Genomic DNA, 18,390 nt, shown 5'->3' with positions numbered 1-18,390 from the left:
TATTAAGATGATGAAGCATAAACACATTGGATTACAAATAATTAAAATAAGTACATAACTTTACACCTCTAATTATTAAAAAGAGATCATAAGGGTAGTACCATTGGATTCTACATTATTAAAAATACTAATGCTTTTCTAAATAAAAAGAACTTTCTGGAGTTTAGTCCATTTATTAGCCCTTAGAATACAAGTACACAAAAAATCAATTTGTTTGCTTTCTCAAAGTTATGTAGTGTCAGGATAGCACTTATTATATGCTTTTAAATTAGTTAAAAGTAAAGTTTTAATTAGCTAGTTGGGACCATTTTTGATATTTGTAAAAAATCAGCTTTTCAGTATCTAGAGTAGTCGCTGCTAATTATTTTTACTCTTGTGACCCTATAATAAGTTGGTTTCCTTTTTAATAATAAGAGAGTTTTGCTCTAGTGTATTTCATTTTAGTAGTGGGATATCACGTTGGTGTAATTTTATTTATAGTAAGTTAAAACTTATTATTTTTATAATTATATGTATTTAATCGATTATTTTGCTGTTTTAATCTAATTTTTACTAAGTTTACTAAAGAATTTAAGAAACGAATTAGTATACAAGAATTTGCCCCAATTCTATCATAAATTTAATCGTTTAGTTTTTTATATTATATTTACTTTGGTTTAGTAAAGAAGAGTCCGAAATTTATTTCGGACTCTTTGTTTTTATCAATTACTGTTTTAATTTATCGATAGATGAGTAATATAAATTCTTTGATAGGAAGCTTGTATTTTGATTTCGACTAATGTTACTTTCTTTATTTTCTTCGCTATATTTTGCATTTAATTTATTTTCTTTAAAATAAATTCTTCTAGCTTCATCATTAAAATTAAGATGACATATAAAATAGGGATCTACACCTTTATTCACACTTATATTGTAAGTTGTGATCAAGTTTCCCCAATTAAATATGGCACAAACTAATAACAAACCGTAGACATACAAGAACATTTGATTGAATAGAAAAGCGTTTGTTTTTTTATGTTGAATTTTGATTAACGTCATGATTAACCCTATAAAGGCAAGGCCAAGGAAAGCATAAACACCCAAGCGTTTGTAAGTCATCCCAAATTGCAAAATATACTCTGAATTTTTTATAGCAGAACTAATGATGAGTATTGCGTTTAAACTTATCCAAATTTTTGCTAGTACTTTTAAAACTTTAGCGTTTTTATCAAAGTTGAAGGCTCCTTTAAAGTAAAACAGAATTACAGCTACAGCCATTATAATTGATATAATTACTGCATTGACACGATCATGGGTGTCTGCGCTTAAGTTTGCTACATCGGTGGCTTTAAAGAACTGTTCGTAATTATAGGTTCCGATGAATATTACGAGCATAAAGTTTAAAAGTATAAGAGAGATTTCGCCACTTTTACGCTCGAAGTTTTTATCTAAAAATGAAAATGTCGGCTTGTGTTGTTCGTGGGTTTCTGCCGAAAAATCGTTGGCTAATTTGTTGTTTAATCCTTGGCAATAGTTGGGCGTAAAATAATTCCAGTAACTAAAAGTGATGTAAAAGCCTAATGCCGCTATTAAAGTAATTTGCCATACGTTTACATCTAACTCGTATTGAAATAAAGAAGAGAAGGTATCGCTACCAAATGAATAGGCTACGAAAAAAAGTACTATAAAAATTGAAGGAATAAGTATATAAGCAATAATTTTCTTTATACCATCATTGTCAATTTTGGTTTTAGGTACCCATTGGCTGGTAATAAATGGTCTACCTACTGATGTTACCATGTTGATAGCTACAACTCCAATAGATTGAATTAATTTTAATTGCGGATCAATGCTTTGAAATTGTAAAAAAATCAATGAAAATGCTAATGCAAAGAAAGAAGCTATATCACCGTACCAAGCGAAGGACATAGCTGATAGTATTGTTGTACCAATAAACCACTTAAAAAGTTTGGTTTTTTGGTTGGTTTGCTTAACTGTAAAAAATAGTAATGCTAGTGCAAAAAAGAAAACGTTTGTCCCCATATCTTCATTATAGAATAAGAATGTGAATAGGGCAGTAGTAGTTAGAATTAATTGGTGTTTTTTCATGATTTAATTATTTAAAAGCACTTTGTTTTTCAAAGTGTAAAGTTAAAAAAATAGTGTTATTTTGATTTGATTAATTTTTCAAGAAAGTCCAGATGTTCTTTGAATGCAACACGACCTGTATTGGTCACACGATAGGATGTTTTAGGTTTTTTGCCTACAAATTCTTTTTTTACTTCTATGTAATTCATTTTTTCAAGCCCAGCCGAATGGCTTGCTAAATTACCATCAGTTACGGCTAATAAAGACTTCATCTCGGTAAAATCTACCCAGTCGTTTACTAACAGAATAGACATTATACCTAGTCTTACTCTGCTTTCAAAATCTTTATTTAGTTTGTCTATGATGCTCATCTTATTTGTATTTTTTGAATAAGATGATGCCATACAATATATGTAATACTCCAAACCCTATAATCCAGAACAACAATCCTTTACCTAGGAAAAATAGAGAAGCCATTCCTAATAAAAGCTCTAGGTAACCAAGGTATTTAATATCTGAAAAAGTATATTTCTCAGCGTTGATCAATGCTAAACCGTAAAAAAGTAATGTTGCAGGTGCTATAAATACAAACAAGTGATGCATTAATAAGGAAAGACAAAAGACAAAACCTACAAACAATGGGATTGTTAAGTTGATTAATAAATTTTTAGTAGTTGATGTCCAAATAGGGTGGTTGTTTTTTTTGCTTTTTTGAAACGTGAAATAGATTCCGAAAGTGATTGCAAAGAATAAAACAGCTAAGGCAACTAAAAAGAATTCTAAAACCAACTCTTTTTCATAGTACGCATTTTCAGAAGTGAGATAATCTACTCCTAAATTTTTTAATCGAATGTATACGTAAGTTCCGCCAGCTAATGCAGATAATCCTGCAAACACACCAGAGAGACCACTTAGAGATATAAAACGGGAAGAACGTTCCATCATGGAACGGATATGCATTAAATCTTCTTGATGTTTATCAGTCATAATTAAAGTACTTTGAATTGCAAAGTTATTATTAATTTCGAATAATAAAAGAAAAAAGTAAAAAATATTGCACTCTCAATACCTTTTAAAGCGCTTAACTACAAATTTAGTAGGCATGCATAGTAAATTTGTATATATTTGTTACTTTATAATACACCAAAAAAATGACAAAACCTACACTTACTGCTCTATTACAGATCAAACATCCTTTGATTATGGCTCCTATGTTTCTTGTTTCAAATACTAAAATGGTTATTGAAGGAATGAAAGCAGGTGTTGCGGGTTGTATTCCAGCCTTAAATTATAGAACATTAGAGGAACTGCGAGCTTCGATTCAAGAATTGAAAGCGGCTAAAGTCCCTGGTGGAAGTTTTGGCTACAACTTGATTGTTAACAAATCAAACATTAAGTACAAAGATCAATTAGCGGTTTTGTGTGAAGAAAAAGTAGACTTCATCATTACATCATTAGGCTCGCCTGAGGAAACAATTAATCAAGCGCATAAAGCGGGAGTAAAAGTTTTTTGTGATGTGACTGATTTGTCTTTTGCCAAAAAAGTAGAAAGTTTAGGTGCCGATGCTTTGATTGCAGTTAATAATGAAGCAGGAGGACACCGCGGAAACCTTTCGGCAGCAGAATTGATAAAAGAGTTAAACGAAAAAACTACTTTACCTGTTATCTCTGCTGGAGGGGTGAGTACTAAGGCTGATCTTGATAAAATGATGGCTTATGGAGCAGTAGGAGTATCCGTTGGTAGTCCGTTTATAGCATCGTTTGAATCTGGTGTCTCACAGGAATACAAACAAGCTTGTGTAGATTATGGATCTATAGATATTGTATTGACTGAGAAAATTTCAGGCACACCTTGTACGGTGATCAATACACCTTATGTTCAAAAAGTAGGAACGAAGCAATCTTGGATTGAACGTACTTTGAATAAGAATAAAACATTAAAAAAGTGGGTCAAAATGATTCGCTATATGATTGGGTCAAACGCAGTAACTAAAGCAGCTACTGAAGTGACTTATAAAACGGTTTGGGTTGCAGGACCTACTATTGAGAATACCACAGAAATAACTTCAATTACTAAAATTGTAGACAAGATTTGTATGTAAATACAATTTTCTTTTTCATAAAAAAAGCTATTATATCGTGTGATGTAATAGCTTTTTTGTTTGTAATGTATTTTAAATCTTGTAAAAATTATTACTCATGTGCACTAGATTGCATGAGCGATAGCAGTGAAAAGCCCACAGCCTGACGTAGGAAGTGCGCGGACTTGCAACGTATAGCGCGACCTGACTTTTTCAGGAAGGTCATGCCCTAATTAGCAATATAAATGATATCTAACTGTTATTTGATTGTATCTTGCGTTTCTTCTAACTCATCGGATTTTCTACCGATTTTAATTTTTGGATTGTCTTTGTTTCCCGTAATAATTAAAGGAACTCCGATGATACCTAGCGGCGGTAACCCCAGACGCATCTTGATGTTGAGTTTGCCATCAAGGCTGGTTTCTCCTTCAATTCTAGGGCGGAAACCGGCAAATTTAAACTTGAAGCGTTCAATTGTTATAATGTTATTTTTGATGGATGTTTTGATGTCAACCTTTGATAGTTCAGGGTTTTTAATAGCGGAATGACTGGTTTTTTTACTTACTGCATTAAACATTTTCATACCATACAGCTTAATGTCTTTTACGGATACGATTCCGTTTCCAGAAAGCGATGGATATACGGGCTCCATTTTACTGTTTAATCTTCCTTTTAGTTTGTAATCTAGAGAGATTATTCCTTGTGCTTTTTCGGCAGCACTTGCCATTTCTCTAAAAATTTTGATCTCTTTGTAGGCGCGTTTAATGTCAAATTCGGTTACTTTAATGTCGTATTCAAACTGGGCGTTTTGAGGTGTAATTCCTTTATAAACGGCATTCATAGCCACGTCACAACCTATTAAGTTGAAACCAGTATTTGTCATTCTTAAGGTTCCATTTTTCAGTTTGAGTTGTCCCTTGGCGTTGTTTAGAGTGAGATCATTAAAATTCACTTTTTGAGCATTGGCTTGAAAATGCAAATCAAAATTGGATGGAATAAGTATCACGCCCGTTTCTGGAGCAGCAGTATTATTTTGTTCTGTTTCAGTGGTTTGATTAGATATAAATTCATCAGCATTGATGTATTTTGAGTTCATGGTAAAAGCGCCTCTTAAAACACCATTTTTGGCGGTTAAGAAATTGAAAACGTTTTGCAAATAGCCATTCATTTTAAAATCAGACTGGCCATAAGCTGCCAGAAAATGATTGAAACTCATTTTGTCTTGATTGATTTTGAAAATTCCTTCTTTGATTAAAAAAGCTTTTGGTAAATATTGAGATACGAGCTGTATGTTTCTCAATTCTAAAGTTCCTTTGTTGTTGAGCTTGCTGTAATTTCCTTTTTCGGCGTCACTTTGTTTTCCTTTTAATGCTAAGTCGGCTTTTATTGAACCATTAATTTCAAGTCCTTGTTGAGAAAATACTTTGTATATTTTGCTAATGTCAAGCACACCTTTGGCAGTGATATCATAGGTTAGGTCATCAAAATTATACAAATCAGCAGTTACATGAACCGGCTTGCCCTCAAAGGTAAATTGCGTAGGTTGCAAGGTCACTTTTAAATCATTGAAGGTTCCTTTGCTATTAGTGATTTGCGAAACAATGGTAATGTTTGTAATAGGGTTAGGGTAATATTTTGTTTTGATAAAACCGTTTTGCAAGTTTAGATTAGCTGCCGTTACAGGAAAAACATGATTTTCGGCATCAAATTTTCCTTTGGTATTTCCTTTAGCAGTTAGCATTCCTTTTAATAGTATATCTGGAATACCTATAGCACGGTTTAGTTTTTCTAAATCTATTTTGGTGTCAAATGTGGCGTCAATATCAGGGTTTTTAACCCCTTTTACGTAAAATTTACTTTTTAGGTATTGAGTATTAATGTTTAAATCCAGTTGTTTTGCATCAACAATTAAAAGATCCGGATTAAGAGATGGCAATTGTGTGGACAGCTCTAAATTTAGGTTTGAAACTGGAAACTGACTTTTATTATAATTGATGTAACCGTCTTTTATTTTGAAATCTAATTTTAAATTAGGTGCAATATTTTGTGCAGCAATGTATTTTCCTTTTAGGGTAAGCAGTAAATCTGTTTTTCCTTTAAGTTCCGTTTTGCTCAACCAAGTAACATACTTTGGAGGGAAAGCCGTAAATAAATCTTGTAAATTGCTGTTGTTTGATTTTATAACAAAATCTAAATTGTAACCATCTTTTAAGAAATCAAATTTCCCTTTGAAATCCACAGGTAGCTTATTAATTTTTAGATCGTTTTGCTGAAAAATAAACGACAACGAGTTCACATTGACCTTTGTAATCAAATCAGCATCTACTTTTTTATTCATTAAGTAGGGTTCATTATCATAAATGATATTCAGTTTGTCAATTTTGGCTTTCGAATAAAGATCAAAAACATCTTTGCTTAAATCTCCGTTTCCGTTGTAATTAAAACCTATGGCGTCAAAATGGATTTTGGTTGATAAATCGTCATAAATAATTTGGCTGTTTTTTACCTCAATCTTTTCTAGTTTCAAAGCAGTCTCGGATTTTTCAGGAGTTGCTTCTTCTTTTGGTGCGATGTAAACGTTGTAATTTGCTTGTCCGTCTTTGTTTACTTTTACGTTGATTTTAGAATTGTTCAAGTAAATTTGGTCAATATTGATGGCGCTACTAAAAACGAGGCTAGAAACGTTAATTCCAAAAGAGACCTCATCAGCGGTGATGAATGCTTCTTGCTGGTAAGGAGCTGCTCCGTTAAGCTTGAATTTAGTCAGGGAAATCGTTAAGGAAGGAAAGTGATGAAAAAACGAAACTTTTGCTTCAGCATAATTCAATTCACCGTTTAGCTTTTTATTGGCTTCTTTCTTGATTTCGGATTCTATTTTATCGGCAAAAATAAATGGAGCTAGAAACATCAATGCAAGGATACTTACTATGGTGATGCCTATGATTTTTAGCGTTTTAATAACAACCGACTTAGTTTTAGTTGAAGATGGAGATGCCATGTTTTGTATTGGAAATTATTTTTATAAAAAAGTGCAAATGTAATCAAAAACTGGCTCTTTATTTTTTTAATTATCTAGCTGTTTTGGTTGTTTTTTTCGAATAAAAAAAAGGCATAAAAAATCGGGATTTAATTTTAGGCTTTTTAAAATTAAATCCCGATTGTATTACTATGTCTAGAAACTATTCGGTAAAATCTACAGAAAGAGAATTCACGCAGTAACGTTGTCCGGTTTCTGTAGGACCATCGTTGAAAACATGACCTAGATGACTACCACAATTAGCACAAACAATTTCAGTACGAATCATTCCATGTGACTTGTCTAATACGTTTTTTACTTTGCCAGGAATTGAGTCGTCAAAAGAGGGCCATCCGCAATGCGCATCAAACTTAGCGTTAGATTCAAACAAAGGTTCGTTACAAGCACCACAGCAGTAGGTACCTTTCTCGTAATGTAAATTATAGGTTCCTGTGTGTGGACGTTCAGTACCTTTTTGACGTAATATACGGTATCTTTCTTCCCCTAATTCCTCTTTCCATTGTTCTTCGGTTTTATTTAAAGGGTATTCCATAATGTATTTAATTTTTAATTATTCGCTATCGTAAAGTTAATGACTTTTTCTATAACATTTGCATCACCCAATATTTTGCGATGCCCTAGTCTTTCAGTAAGCATCAGTTCGCCATTGCTTAAATGTTTGTGGATGTGTAGTCCTGCTTTTACGGGTACTTCAAAATCTTGATTGTCATGAACCACTAATACAGGAAGCTTAATTTGTTCTGCCGCTTTAAAGGCCGAGTAATCACTCATTTTTGCTCCGTATTTTAATTCGAAATGCTCTCGAAGCGAATCAGCATAGTGTGCAGGTAGTTTTAATTTGGAAATAAAGTCGTCTATAATATCTTGTACGATGTCACCGCTACCTATAATAGAGATGTTTTTAACTTTTAATCCTTGTTTTACAGCATTCAAAACTGACATTCCACCTAGAGAATGACCGATGGCAGCTTCAAATGGACCGTATAGTTTGTTAATTTCATGGATTGAAGCTATAAAGTCGACCATGATACTATTGTTTCCAGGAGATTTCCCATGTGCTGGAGCGTCAAAACTTACGGTTGAATATCCAGCATTAACTAGTTCATCGGCTATTTTAAAGAGTTGCGTACCTCTACCAGACCAGCCATGAACTAGCAAGACTTTTTTAGGACTATTACCATATTCGTAGACCACAACTTCTTTTTTTATTTCAGGAATCATTATTTTATTTTGGCGACTGCTAGCGTCCATAGCTAGTTCTCGCTTCGGAGTTTTATGTTTTATAGGTGTTGTAAATAATTTTGCTGTGTATAGCGTAGCCCATTTAGGCGAAATAAAAGAGATAAACTTACCACTTAGCATGATAACCTTAGGAATTTCTAATGTTTGTTTGCTATTAGCTGCTTTTTTTGTCATTATAATAATTTTTGAGTAGGGCTTTTATTTTGTTTATTTTTTAGTAAATTTAGAAAAACATAAAAGTAGTATAATAAATAAATTTTTAGCGTATTAATTAACATTAGCTTGCTATTGTTTTGACCAAAGTAAAATTTAGAGCTGCTGGACTGAATATTTATAAACCAAAGAACCGAAAAATTAGTAGATGGAAATATTTCATATTAGCGCAGAATGTTATCCTGTAGCCAAAGTAGGTGGACTTGCAGATGTTGTAGGTGCATTACCAAAATATCAAAATAATGCTGGTCATCATACAAGAGTTGTTGTTCCTTGTTATGATACAAAGTTTAGAAAAGAGAACGAATTTGAATGTGTGCATTGGGGCAGTATAAAGCTAGGGAAATTTGATTTTCCGTTTAGTGTTTTGAAAGAAACCACCGATAAGTTAGGTTTTGAATTGTATCTGATTGAAATAGCCGAGCTTTTTGACCGAAAAGACGTTTATGGTTATGAAGATGACATAGAGCGTTTTCTATCTTTTCAAATAGCGGCTTTAGATTGGATTATTGGTAGAGCAACAGTTCCCGATGTGATCAATTGCCATGACCATCATACGGGTTTAATTCCTTTTATGATGTTGTATTGTTCTAAATATCAAAAGTTGCAAAAAACTCCTTCGATGATCACCATTCACAATGGATTGTATCAAGGACAATTTGGTTTTGATAAATTGAGTTACTTTCCCGAATTCGATTTGGCTCATGTAAATGTTTTAGAGTGGGATCATTGCATCAATTCATTGGCAGTAGGGATTAAATGTGCTTGGGCAGTAACAACGGTATCGCCTAGCTATTTGAACGAAATTAACGCTTCGGCTAATGGACTGGAGTCATTGTTTAACTTAGTGCGATATAAGTCAAAAGGTATTTTGAACGGGATTGATACTGAGGTTTGGGATCCAGCCAAAGACAAAATGTTAGAAAAGAAATATTCGATCAAAAATTTTGAAAAGGGGAAACAACAAAATAAAGAAATACTGTGTACACTTTTTAATTTAGATCCTAGTAAACCATTATTTAGCTTTATAGGTAGACTGCTAGACGAGAAAGGGGGCGATCTATTGCCTCATGCTTCAGCCTTGGCTTTATCTGAAAATTTTAAAGAAATTAATATTTTAATTCTAGGTTCTGGAAACTCTGATATAGAAGACAGACTAAATAGTTTGTTGCCAGATTACAAAGGAAACTACAATACTTTTATAGGGTATAATGAAGAATTGGCGCATTTAATATATGCAGGTGCCGATTTCTTAATGATGCCTTCCAGAGTAGAGCCTTGTGGTTTAAATCAAATGTATTCCTTGCGTTATGGTACAATTCCTATTGTAAGAAGAACCGGTGGATTGAAAGATACTGTAATTGATTTTGGAGATGACGGAAATGGTATTTGTCATGATCAATCTTCGGTTGGAGACATTTGTTATTCTATAGGTAGAGCTGTGAAACTGTACAAAGACAAAACGCATTTAAATAAAATAATAAAAAAAGGAATGGAAACTGACCATTCTTGGGAAAGAGTTTGCCAAGAATATATAGACATGTATAATTTAATAATAGATAAAAAATGAAGGCTAAAAAGAAAAATGTTATTGCAATTATTCTAGGAGGAGGTCAAGGTTCAAGATTATACCCGTTGACAGAGACAAGGTCTAAACCTGCTGTGCCAATAGGAGGGAAATATAGACTGGTAGATATTCCAATTTCAAATTGTATGAATTCGGATATTTATAGAATGTTTGTACTGACGCAATTTAATTCAGCTTCTTTGAATGCCCATATTAAAAACACCTACACATTTAGTGTTTTTAGTCAAGCCTTTGTTGATATTCTAGCTGCTGAGCAAACTCCGGATAATCCAACTTGGTTTCAAGGAACTGCGGATGCGGTAAGACAATGCATGCCTCATTTTTTAAATCACGATTTTGACTACGCTTTGATTCTATCTGGAGATCAACTGTATCAAATGGATTTCAACGAAATGATTGAAGAGCATGTGAAAAACGGTGCCGATATTACCATAGCTACTTTACCTGTAAATGCTAAAGATGCACCTGAGTTTGGAATACTAAAAACCAACAGCGAAAGTTGTATTGAATCATTTATTGAGAAACCAGATGCCTCATTACTTCCGGATTGGGAGTCTAATGTAAGTGACCAAATGAAAAGTGAGGGTAAAAAATACCTTGCATCAATGGGAATTTACATTTTTAACAGAAAACTTTTAGTTGAATTAATGTCTAATCCAGATACAAAAGACTTTGGAAAAGAAATCATTCCGCAAGCTGTAGGAAAGAAAAAAATATTAAGTTATCAGTATGAAGGATATTGGACTGATATTGGTAATATTGATTCATTCTTTGAGGCTAATATTGGTTTAACTGATGATGTGCCTAAGTTTAACTTGTTTGACAATGACAATAAAATCTATACACGTCCAAGACTTTTACCGCCTTCAAAATTTAATAATACGCTTATTGAGAAATCATTAATTTCTGAGGGGTGTATTATTAGTGCAAAGGAGATTAAAAAGTCGGTTGTGGGGATTCGATCTCGTATTGGAGACGATACAATTGTTCAAAACTCTTATATTATGGGTAATGACTTTTATCAAAGTATTGATGTAATGGAAGAAGATAAAGCCAATAGTAAGATCCTGATGGGTATAGGTGAAAGATGTTTTATTAACAATGCTTTGGTTGACAAAAATTGCCGCATCGGGAATGATGTTTATATCAATGGAGGAAAGCATTTAGAAGATTTTTCTAATGATTTGTATTCTATTAGAGAAGGAATTGTTGTTATTAAAAAAGGGTCAGTAATACCGGATAATTACAAGATTAATTAAGGATTAAACTGTTTTTATTAAACTAATTATTCTACTGGTTATACCTTTAGAATTATAAAAATACCATATGAGTAAAGTTATTACACATTCTCTTTTTACTGATTTTGATATTGACTTATTCAAAGCTGGAAAGCATTATCGATTGTATGAAAAGCTAGGGGCGCATTTAATCGAGATAGATGGCGTGAAAGGCGTGTACTTTGCTGTTTGGGCACCCACAGCACATTCTGTATCAGTAGTAGGGGATTTTAACTATTGGACACAAGGCGAGCATTTATTGCAAGTGCGTTGGGATTCCTCGGGTATATGGGAAGGATTTATTCCGCTTATCGAAAAAGGAGCAACCTATAAATATAAAATTCAATCTAATAATGATGGTATTGTTACTGAGAAAGCAGATCCGTTTGCTTTTTATTGTGAGCAACCACCCAACACAGCATCTATTGTTTGGGACTTAGATCATAAATGGAGTGATAGTAAATGGATGAAATCGCGTCAAGATCATAATGGACTAGACAAACCGTATTCGGTTTATGAAGTCCATCTGGGCTCGTGGAAACGTCATGGAGAAGAAAATCGTTTTTTAACTTATCTAGAATTTGCCGAGGATCTTGTCGCTTACGTAAAAGAAACAGGATTTACGCACGTAGAATTTATGCCTATTATGGAGTATCCGTATGATCCTTCATGGGGCTATCAATTAGTAGGGTATTTTGCTCCAACTTCCCGTTTTGGTAACCCGCAAGAATTCATGATGCTTGTGGATAAGCTGCATCAAGCAGGAATAGGGGTTATTCTAGACTGGGTACCTTCACATTTTCCGGATGATGCACATGGATTAGGATTTTTTGATGGATCTAATCTTTTCGAACATCCAGACCGTAGGAAAGGGTATCATCCAGATTGGAAAAGTCTAGTCTTTAATTATGGTCGTAACGAAGTTCGTTCCTTCTTGATCAGTAATGCCTTATTTTGGTTGCAACATTATCATGCCGATGGTTTACGTGTAGATGCAGTAGCATCGATGTTATACTTGGATTATTCTAGGAAAGATGGAGAATGGGAGCCAAATATATATGGCGGTAGAGAAAATCTCGACACCATAAGTTTCTTGAAGGAATTCAATGAAGCGGTATATCTCAATTATGAAGGCGTTCAAACCATCGCCGAAGAAAGCACTTCTTTTCCAATGGTTTCAAGACCTACCTCTGTAGGGGGGTTAGGCTTTGGGATGAAATGGATGATGGGATGGATGCATGACACTTTAGAGTATTTTCAAAAAGATACGGTATACCGTAAGTACCATCAAAACGAATTGACTTTCTCAATGACGTATACCTTTTCAGAAAACTTTATGTTGCCTCTTTCGCATGACGAAGTGGTGTATGGTAAAAAGTCAATTGCTGGTAGAATGCCCGGTGATGAGTGGCAAAAGTTTGCAAACTTACGATTACTATATGGTTATATGTTTACACATCCTGGAACTAAATTGCTGTTCATGGGAAGTGAATTTGGTCAAAGTGGAGAATGGAATTTTGAGAGTAGCTTAGATTGGCATTTATTACAATTTCCTTTTCATGAAGGAGTAAAGAAGTTAATAACAGATTTGAATGCACTGTACAAATCAGAACCTGCCTTATATGAAAAACAATTTAGTCCCGAGGGATTCGAATGGATCAATTACTCGGATCATCAAAATGCTGTTTTTTCTTTTATTCGAAAAGGAAACAAACCAAAAGATGATTTGATTATAGTTTGTAATTTTACTCAAGTGGTGCGCCCGAATTACCGCATTGGCTTACCGAAAAAAGGAAAGTTAAAAGAAATTTTTAATAGTGATGCAACTATTTACGCTGGTAGCGGTGTAGGTAACACAGGTAAGTTAGCTATTGAGTCATCACCTTACGATGGTAGAGATTATTCAATCGAATTGCTTTTGGCGCCTTTGAGTGTCAATGTCTTTAAGATTTCATAAATAAAGATTTTTTAAATTTGTTGCAAAATTTCTCTTCACAGGGGAGATTTTGCAACTTTTTTGTTTGTATACAAACGTTTTTGCTAATAAAAGGCTTATTTTAAGTGGTTAATAGCGTTTTTTTGTAATTTTGAAAGCTAGAATTCATTTTTTAAAATACCATATTTCCATGATTACCAATACAGCATTAGAATACAAAGGGGATCTTTACCCTTCCAATATAGTTTCTTATACACTAGAAGGCGATTCGGTTTATTTCAATACAGATAATAACGTTATTCTTAAAGTAACCGTTTTACGCGACAGCTTAATTCGTTTTCGATTTACTACAAAAGGATACTTTAGTAATGATTTCTCGTATGCAATTGATAAAACGCAGTTGCATGGTTACAACTTTTTGTCAATTACAGAAGAAGCCGATTATTATCAAATAGTAACAAGTAAAATTAAATGCGTCATTCAAAAGGCAGACATGAGAAAGTCTATTTACGACTTAGCAGGAAATGTTTTGTTAGAGGATGAACTTGGTTTTCATTGGGAAGAGAGTTTTGAATTTGGAGGAAATATTGTCAAGATGAGCAAATCGTCTAAAGACGGCGAATGCTTCTACGGATTGGGAGACAAAGCAACCCAAATGAATTTGAAAGGAAAACGTTTAGAGAATTTTGCAACAGATCAATATGCGTATCAAAAAGACCAAGAACCCTTATATAAAGTTGTTCCTTTTTACATAGGATTACAAAACAAGCAAGCATACGGTATTTTCTTTGATAATACGTTTAGAACTTTTTTTGATTTTTGTCACGAAAGGCGCAATGTAACTAGTTTTTGGGCCGAAGGAGGAGAGATGAATTATTATTTTTTCTATGGTCCTCAAATGCAGGATGTCGTAGCCACATATACTGATTTAACAGGAAAACCAGAGTTACCACCTTTATGGGCTTTAGGATACCACCAATGCAAGTGGAGCTATTTTCCAGAACATAACGTAAAGGAAGTTACAGCTAAGTTTAGAGCGTTAAAAATCCCTTGTGATGCGATCTACCTTGACATCGATTACATGGATGGTTTTCGTTGTTTTACTTGGAATAAAGAATATTTTCCTGATCCAAAACGAATGGTGGCCGAATTAGGCCAAGACGGTTTTAAGACGGTTGTGATTATTGACCCAGGGATTAAAGTTGACAAGGAATATTCAATTTATAAAGAAGCACTAGAGAAAGATTATTTTTGCAAAAGAGCCGATGGCCCTTACATGAAAGGTAAAGTCTGGCCAGGCGAATGTAATTTCCCGGATTATACCAATCCAGAAGTACGCGAATGGTGGGCAGGATTGTTTAAAGAACTTGTTGCTGATATAGGGGTTAAAGGTGTTTGGAATGATATGAACGAACCTGCAGTAATGGAAGTTCCTAATAAGACCTTTCCCAACGATGTGCGTCATGATTATGATGGTAATCCTTGTAGTCATAGAAAGGCGCATAATATCTACGGTACACAAATGGCGAGAGCTACTTATCATGGTGTTAAAAGATTTGCCTATCCCAAAAGGCCTTTTGTTATTACACGGTCGGCTTATGCGGGCGCACAACGCTATACATCTTCGTGGACTGGGGACAATGTAGCGAGTTGGGAACATTTATGGATTGCTAATATTCAGGTGCAACGCATGTCTATTTCGGGTATGGGATTTACAGGCTCGGATATTGGTGGATTTGCAGAGCAACCTACAGGAGAACTTTATGCACGCTGGATTCAATTAGGAGTTTTTCATCCTTTTTGTCGAACACATTCTTCTGGTGATCACGGTGATCAGGAACCTTGGGCTTTTGATGAAGAAGTGATTGATATTACTAGAAAATTTGTTAATCTACGGTACCAATTACTACCGTATTTATACACAATTTTTTATCAGTATATTGAAGAAGGTATTCCTATGCTAAAACCTTTAGTATACTTTGATCAAGCCGATATTCAAACACATTATCGCAATGACGAATTTGTTTTTGGAAATCAAATTCTGGTTTGCCCTATTTTAGAACCTAATGCTTTAGGAAGAAGAATGTATGTCCCAAAAGGAGAATGGTATAATTACTGGACCAATAGTAGGGTAAAAGGAGGTAAGGAAATGTGGGTCGATACACATTATGACGAAATTCCAGTTTTTGTTAAAGCGGGCGCTATTATTCCTAAATATCCTGTTCAGCAATATGTAGGCGAATTAGAGTTTGATGAGTTAACATTAGACTTGTATTACAAAGAGGGTAAAGAAAAGTCAGTAGTCTATGAGGATGCGCAAGACGGATACGATTATAAAAAAGGAAGGTATAGTTTTTTGACTTTTAGACTAACAGGTAAAACAAAGGAACTCAATGTGCAATTGCACAAAGAAGGAAAGTACGATACCGCTTATTCGAAGTATAAAATTAACCTCATAGGATTGCCTTTTAAAGTGACAACTATTGAGATTGACAATGAAAAAATTACATTCGATAGTGCTGCCTTAGAAAAAAACAGTTATCTTGTTGTAAACAAAGAGTTTAATATCTTGCATTTAGTGGGAGAATAATAAAAGTGAAAAAAGGAATACAATTGTTTTTAATTTTATAAGTAAAAAACTGAGTTAAATTGTATTTTTGTTAACTAATAAAAAAAGAAATATGAAAAAGCATTCAATAATTGTAGGTTTAGGAATAGTAGGTTTGTTATTTTCTTGTGCTACGAACCCTTTAACAGGTAAAAAAACATTAAATTTTGTATCTAATAGTGAATTGTTTCCATCTTCATTTCAACAATATGGTACTTTTTTAAGTGAAAATAAAGTAATTGCTGGGACAACAGATGCTAAAAAAGTAGAATCTGTAGGGATGAAGATTAAAGCTGCAGCAGAAAAATACTTGGCATCTTTAGGCCAAACAGAATATTTGAACGATTACAAATGGGAATATAAACTAGTAGAGAGCCCAGATGTAAATGCTTGGTGTATGCCAGGTGGTAAAATTGTTGTTTATTCAGGAATATTACCTATTACTAAAAATGATGCCGGTTTAGCAACTGTTATGGGGCACGAAGTTTCTCATGCATTAGCCAATCATGGTGCACAACGTATGAGTGCTGCGCAGCTACAAAGTTACGGAGCGATGGGAGTTGCTGTAGCCACAGGTGGTAAAAGCGCCGAAAGTCAGCAATTATGGCAACAAGCTTACGGAGTTACAACTCAAGTAGGAGGAATGCTTCCTTTTAGTAGAAGTCATGAAACAGAGGCTGATCAAATTGGATTAACATTAATGGCTATTGCTGGATACAATCCTGAGGAAGCAATTTCATTTTGGACAAGAATGTCAGCTAATTCAGGCGGAGCAGCTCAACCAGAATTTATGAGTACGCACCCTTCAGATGCGACTAGAATTGCCAACTTGAAAGCAATGATTCCAGAAGCAAAAGCAACAGCTGCAAAGTTTGGAGTTGTATTTAAATAAAAAATAATAATAGTATTAAAAGGCCAATTCATCTGAGTTGGCTTTTTTTTTGTTCGGTAGATGATGTGGTTTTCTAGATTATAATTGTATCTTTCTACCAATAATAACAGATAAATTCGGATAAAAATCAGAGTATGAAATCGCTACAAAAAGGAGACGAAAAATTAATTAATGCCTGGGCTTTTTATGATTGGGCAAATTCAGTTTATAGTTTGGTTATTGCAACTGCTGTGTTTCCTATCTATTATGAGTCTGTGACCAATGGCAACAATGGCAAAGTTCATTTTCTAGGAACCGATTTTAATAATACTACGCTTTTATCGTATTCCTTGTCTTTTTCGTTTTTGATCGTTGCATTATTATCACCAATTTTATCCGGAATCGCAGATTATACAGGTAATAAAAAGAAGTTTCTTAAGTTTTTTTGTTATTTGGGATCGGTAGCGGTGATCAGTTTGTTTTTTTTTACCGGTCAAGATACACTCTGGATAGGTATCCTCGGAACTGTTTTGGCAAGTATTGGTTTCTGGGGGAGTATTGTTTTTTATAATTCCTATTTGCCAGAGATTGCGTACCCAGAACAACATGATAGAGTAAGCGCTAAAGGATTTATGTGCGGATATCTTGGTTCTCTAGTTTTGCTGGGTTTTAGTTTAACTATGGTAATGAAGCCAGAATGGTTTGGCATTACAGATCCTTCTTTACCAGCACGATTGTCGTTTCTAGCGGTTGGAGTTTGGTGGATGGGCTTTGCTCAGATCACTTTCTATTTTTTACCCAATAATGTTTATCATAAAAAACCAGAGAAAGATTTTATTTTTAAAGGAATTAAGGAATTAAGAAACGTACTGTATAGTTTAAAGAAATTAGTAGCTTTAAAGCAGTTTTTAACAGCGTTTTTTCTCTATAGCATAGGGGTGCAAACAGTAATTCTATTGGCAGGGCTCTATGGTAAAAAGGAATTGGGTATTGATACCAGTAAATTAATTATCATTATACTAATTATCAATTTGGTCGCTATTTTTGGAGCCTTTGTTTTTTCAAGAATTTCAGAAAAGATTGGGAACATAAAAACATTAAAAATCACCATCTTAATTTGGGGCGGAATTTGTGTTGCGGCTTATTTGCTAGATGCCAAAAATGAAAATATTGATCTTCAGTTCTATGGACTTGGCGCAACCATCGGTATGGTTTTAGGAGCAATCCAATCGTTATCTCGATCTACCTATTCAAAGCTTTTGCCGGATACTGAAGATCATGCTACTTATTTTAGCTTTTTTGATGTAACAGAGAAGGGAGCAATTGTTTTGGGAACTTTTATCTTTGGATTTGTGGGAGCAATAACCGACTCGATGCGAAACTCTTTTTTTATCCTTGCTATTTTTTTTCTGCTCGGTTTTATTGTTTTGAGTTTTATAAAAGAGCCGCAAGAACCGAACAAATAATCAA

At 34.0% G+C, this 18,390-nt stretch carries 13 protein-coding genes; 7 read left to right on the top strand and 6 right to left on the bottom strand.

What is annotated here, in order from left to right:
* Positions 1-705 precede the first annotated feature (705 nt).
* Genes H8R24_RS10405 through H8R24_RS10395 form a run of 3 tightly spaced genes read right to left on the bottom strand, consistent with a single transcriptional unit; the run spans position 706 to position 3,054 of the window.
* Positions 706-2,088 carry a DUF4153 domain-containing protein gene (locus H8R24_RS10405; RefSeq protein ID WP_187018726.1) on the bottom strand — a complete coding sequence of 461 codons (1,383 nt, stop codon included), beginning with the start codon at positions 2,086-2,088 and terminating at the stop codon, positions 706-708.
* Positions 2,089-2,144: 56 nt separating this feature from the next.
* Positions 2,145-2,438, bottom strand: a complete 294-nt coding sequence (locus H8R24_RS10400) for a winged helix-turn-helix domain-containing protein (protein WP_187018724.1) — start codon at positions 2,436-2,438, stop codon at positions 2,145-2,147.
* Position 2,439: 1 nt separating this feature from the next.
* On the bottom strand, positions 2,440-3,054 hold the full coding sequence (locus tag H8R24_RS10395; RefSeq protein ID WP_187018722.1) for a hypothetical protein: 615 nt from the start codon (positions 3,052-3,054) through the stop codon (positions 2,440-2,442).
* Between the two features lie 164 nt (positions 3,055-3,218).
* On the opposite strand from H8R24_RS10395, the gene H8R24_RS10390 reads away from it, so the two are divergent.
* Positions 3,219-4,169, top strand: coding sequence for an NAD(P)H-dependent flavin oxidoreductase (locus H8R24_RS10390; protein ID WP_187018720.1), 951 nt, complete (start codon positions 3,219-3,221; stop codon positions 4,167-4,169).
* A gap of 238 nt (positions 4,170-4,407) precedes the next feature.
* Here the strand turns inward: H8R24_RS10390 and H8R24_RS10385 are convergent, their stop codons facing one another.
* From H8R24_RS10385 to H8R24_RS10375, 3 genes are all read right to left on the bottom strand, one after another.
* Positions 4,408-7,146 carry an AsmA family protein gene (locus H8R24_RS10385; protein WP_187018719.1) on the bottom strand — a complete coding sequence of 913 codons (2,739 nt, stop codon included), beginning with the start codon at positions 7,144-7,146 and terminating at the stop codon, positions 4,408-4,410.
* Between the two features lie 181 nt (positions 7,147-7,327).
* Complete coding sequence (gene msrB, locus H8R24_RS10380) at positions 7,328-7,717, bottom strand: peptide-methionine (R)-S-oxide reductase MsrB (protein ID WP_187018717.1); 390 nt, start codon at positions 7,715-7,717, stop codon at positions 7,328-7,330.
* Positions 7,718-7,731: 14 nt separating this feature from the next.
* Complete coding sequence (locus H8R24_RS10375) at positions 7,732-8,601, bottom strand: alpha/beta fold hydrolase (RefSeq protein WP_187018715.1); 870 nt, start codon at positions 8,599-8,601, stop codon at positions 7,732-7,734.
* 187 nt (positions 8,602-8,788) lie between these two features.
* Here H8R24_RS10375 and H8R24_RS10370 point away from each other — a divergent pair, with 187 nt between their 5' ends.
* The 6 genes from H8R24_RS10370 (at position 8,789) to H8R24_RS10345 (ending at position 18,386) form a co-directional block, all read left to right on the top strand.
* Complete coding sequence (locus H8R24_RS10370; RefSeq protein ID WP_187018713.1) at positions 8,789-10,210, top strand: glycogen synthase; 1,422 nt, start codon at positions 8,789-8,791, stop codon at positions 10,208-10,210.
* Positions 10,207-11,487, top strand: coding sequence for a glucose-1-phosphate adenylyltransferase (locus H8R24_RS10365; RefSeq protein ID WP_187018711.1), 1,281 nt, complete (start codon positions 10,207-10,209; stop codon positions 11,485-11,487). Before H8R24_RS10370 ends, H8R24_RS10365 begins: the two co-directional genes overlap by 4 nt.
* Before the next feature lie 67 nt (positions 11,488-11,554).
* Positions 11,555-13,462: a 1,4-alpha-glucan branching protein GlgB gene (gene glgB / locus H8R24_RS10360; protein WP_187018709.1), complete on the top strand. Its 1,908-nt coding sequence runs from the start codon at positions 11,555-11,557 to the stop codon at positions 13,460-13,462.
* 169 nt (positions 13,463-13,631) lie between these two features.
* Positions 13,632-16,031, top strand: a complete 2,400-nt coding sequence (locus H8R24_RS10355; RefSeq protein WP_187018707.1) for a glycoside hydrolase family 31 protein — start codon at positions 13,632-13,634, stop codon at positions 16,029-16,031.
* Positions 16,032-16,122: 91 nt separating this feature from the next.
* The gene (locus H8R24_RS10350; RefSeq protein WP_187018705.1) at positions 16,123-16,941 is read left to right on the top strand and encodes a M48 family metallopeptidase; all 819 of its coding nucleotides are present in this window, start codon (positions 16,123-16,125) and stop codon (positions 16,939-16,941) included.
* Positions 16,942-17,075: 134 nt separating this feature from the next.
* Positions 17,076-18,386, top strand: a complete 1,311-nt coding sequence (locus H8R24_RS10345; RefSeq protein WP_187018704.1) for an MFS transporter — start codon at positions 17,076-17,078, stop codon at positions 18,384-18,386.
* The last annotated feature ends 4 nt before the right edge of the window (positions 18,387-18,390 follow it).

The organism is Flavobacterium muglaense (assembly GCF_014305155.1).
In the GTDB taxonomy this organism is placed as follows: domain Bacteria; phylum Bacteroidota; class Bacteroidia; order Flavobacteriales; family Flavobacteriaceae; genus Flavobacterium; species Flavobacterium muglaense.
The sequence above is the reverse complement of the archived record's forward strand: the minus strand, read 5'-3'. Positions and strand labels throughout refer to the sequence as shown.

Bases quoted from the DNA above. Each gene is read 5' to 3' on its own strand.
- H8R24_RS10375 (WP_187018715.1), bottom strand. From the start codon at position 8,601: ATGACAAAAAAAGCAGCTAATAGCAAACAAACATTAGAAATTCCTAAG.
- H8R24_RS10365 (WP_187018711.1), top strand. From the start codon at position 10,207: ATGAAGGCTAAAAAGAAAAATGTTATTGCAATTATTCTAGGAGGAGGT.
- glgB (WP_187018709.1), top strand. From the start codon at position 11,555: ATGAGTAAAGTTATTACACATTCTCTTTTTACTGATTTTGATATTGAC.
- H8R24_RS10405 (WP_187018726.1), bottom strand. From the start codon at position 2,088: ATGAAAAAACACCAATTAATTCTAACTACTACTGCCCTATTCACATTC.
- H8R24_RS10345 (WP_187018704.1), top strand. From the start codon at position 17,076: ATGAAATCGCTACAAAAAGGAGACGAAAAATTAATTAATGCCTGGGCT.
- H8R24_RS10355 (WP_187018707.1), top strand. From the start codon at position 13,632: ATGATTACCAATACAGCATTAGAATACAAAGGGGATCTTTACCCTTCC.
- H8R24_RS10400 (WP_187018724.1), bottom strand. From the start codon at position 2,438: ATGAGCATCATAGACAAACTAAATAAAGATTTTGAAAGCAGAGTAAGA.
- H8R24_RS10385 (WP_187018719.1), bottom strand. From the start codon at position 7,146: ATGGCATCTCCATCTTCAACTAAAACTAAGTCGGTTGTTATTAAAACG.
- H8R24_RS10350 (WP_187018705.1), top strand. From the start codon at position 16,123: ATGAAAAAGCATTCAATAATTGTAGGTTTAGGAATAGTAGGTTTGTTA.
- msrB (WP_187018717.1), bottom strand. From the start codon at position 7,717: ATGGAATACCCTTTAAATAAAACCGAAGAACAATGGAAAGAGGAATTA.
- H8R24_RS10390 (WP_187018720.1), top strand. From the start codon at position 3,219: ATGACAAAACCTACACTTACTGCTCTATTACAGATCAAACATCCTTTG.
- H8R24_RS10370 (WP_187018713.1), top strand. From the start codon at position 8,789: ATGGAAATATTTCATATTAGCGCAGAATGTTATCCTGTAGCCAAAGTA.
- H8R24_RS10395 (WP_187018722.1), bottom strand. From the start codon at position 3,054: ATGACTGATAAACATCAAGAAGATTTAATGCATATCCGTTCCATGATG.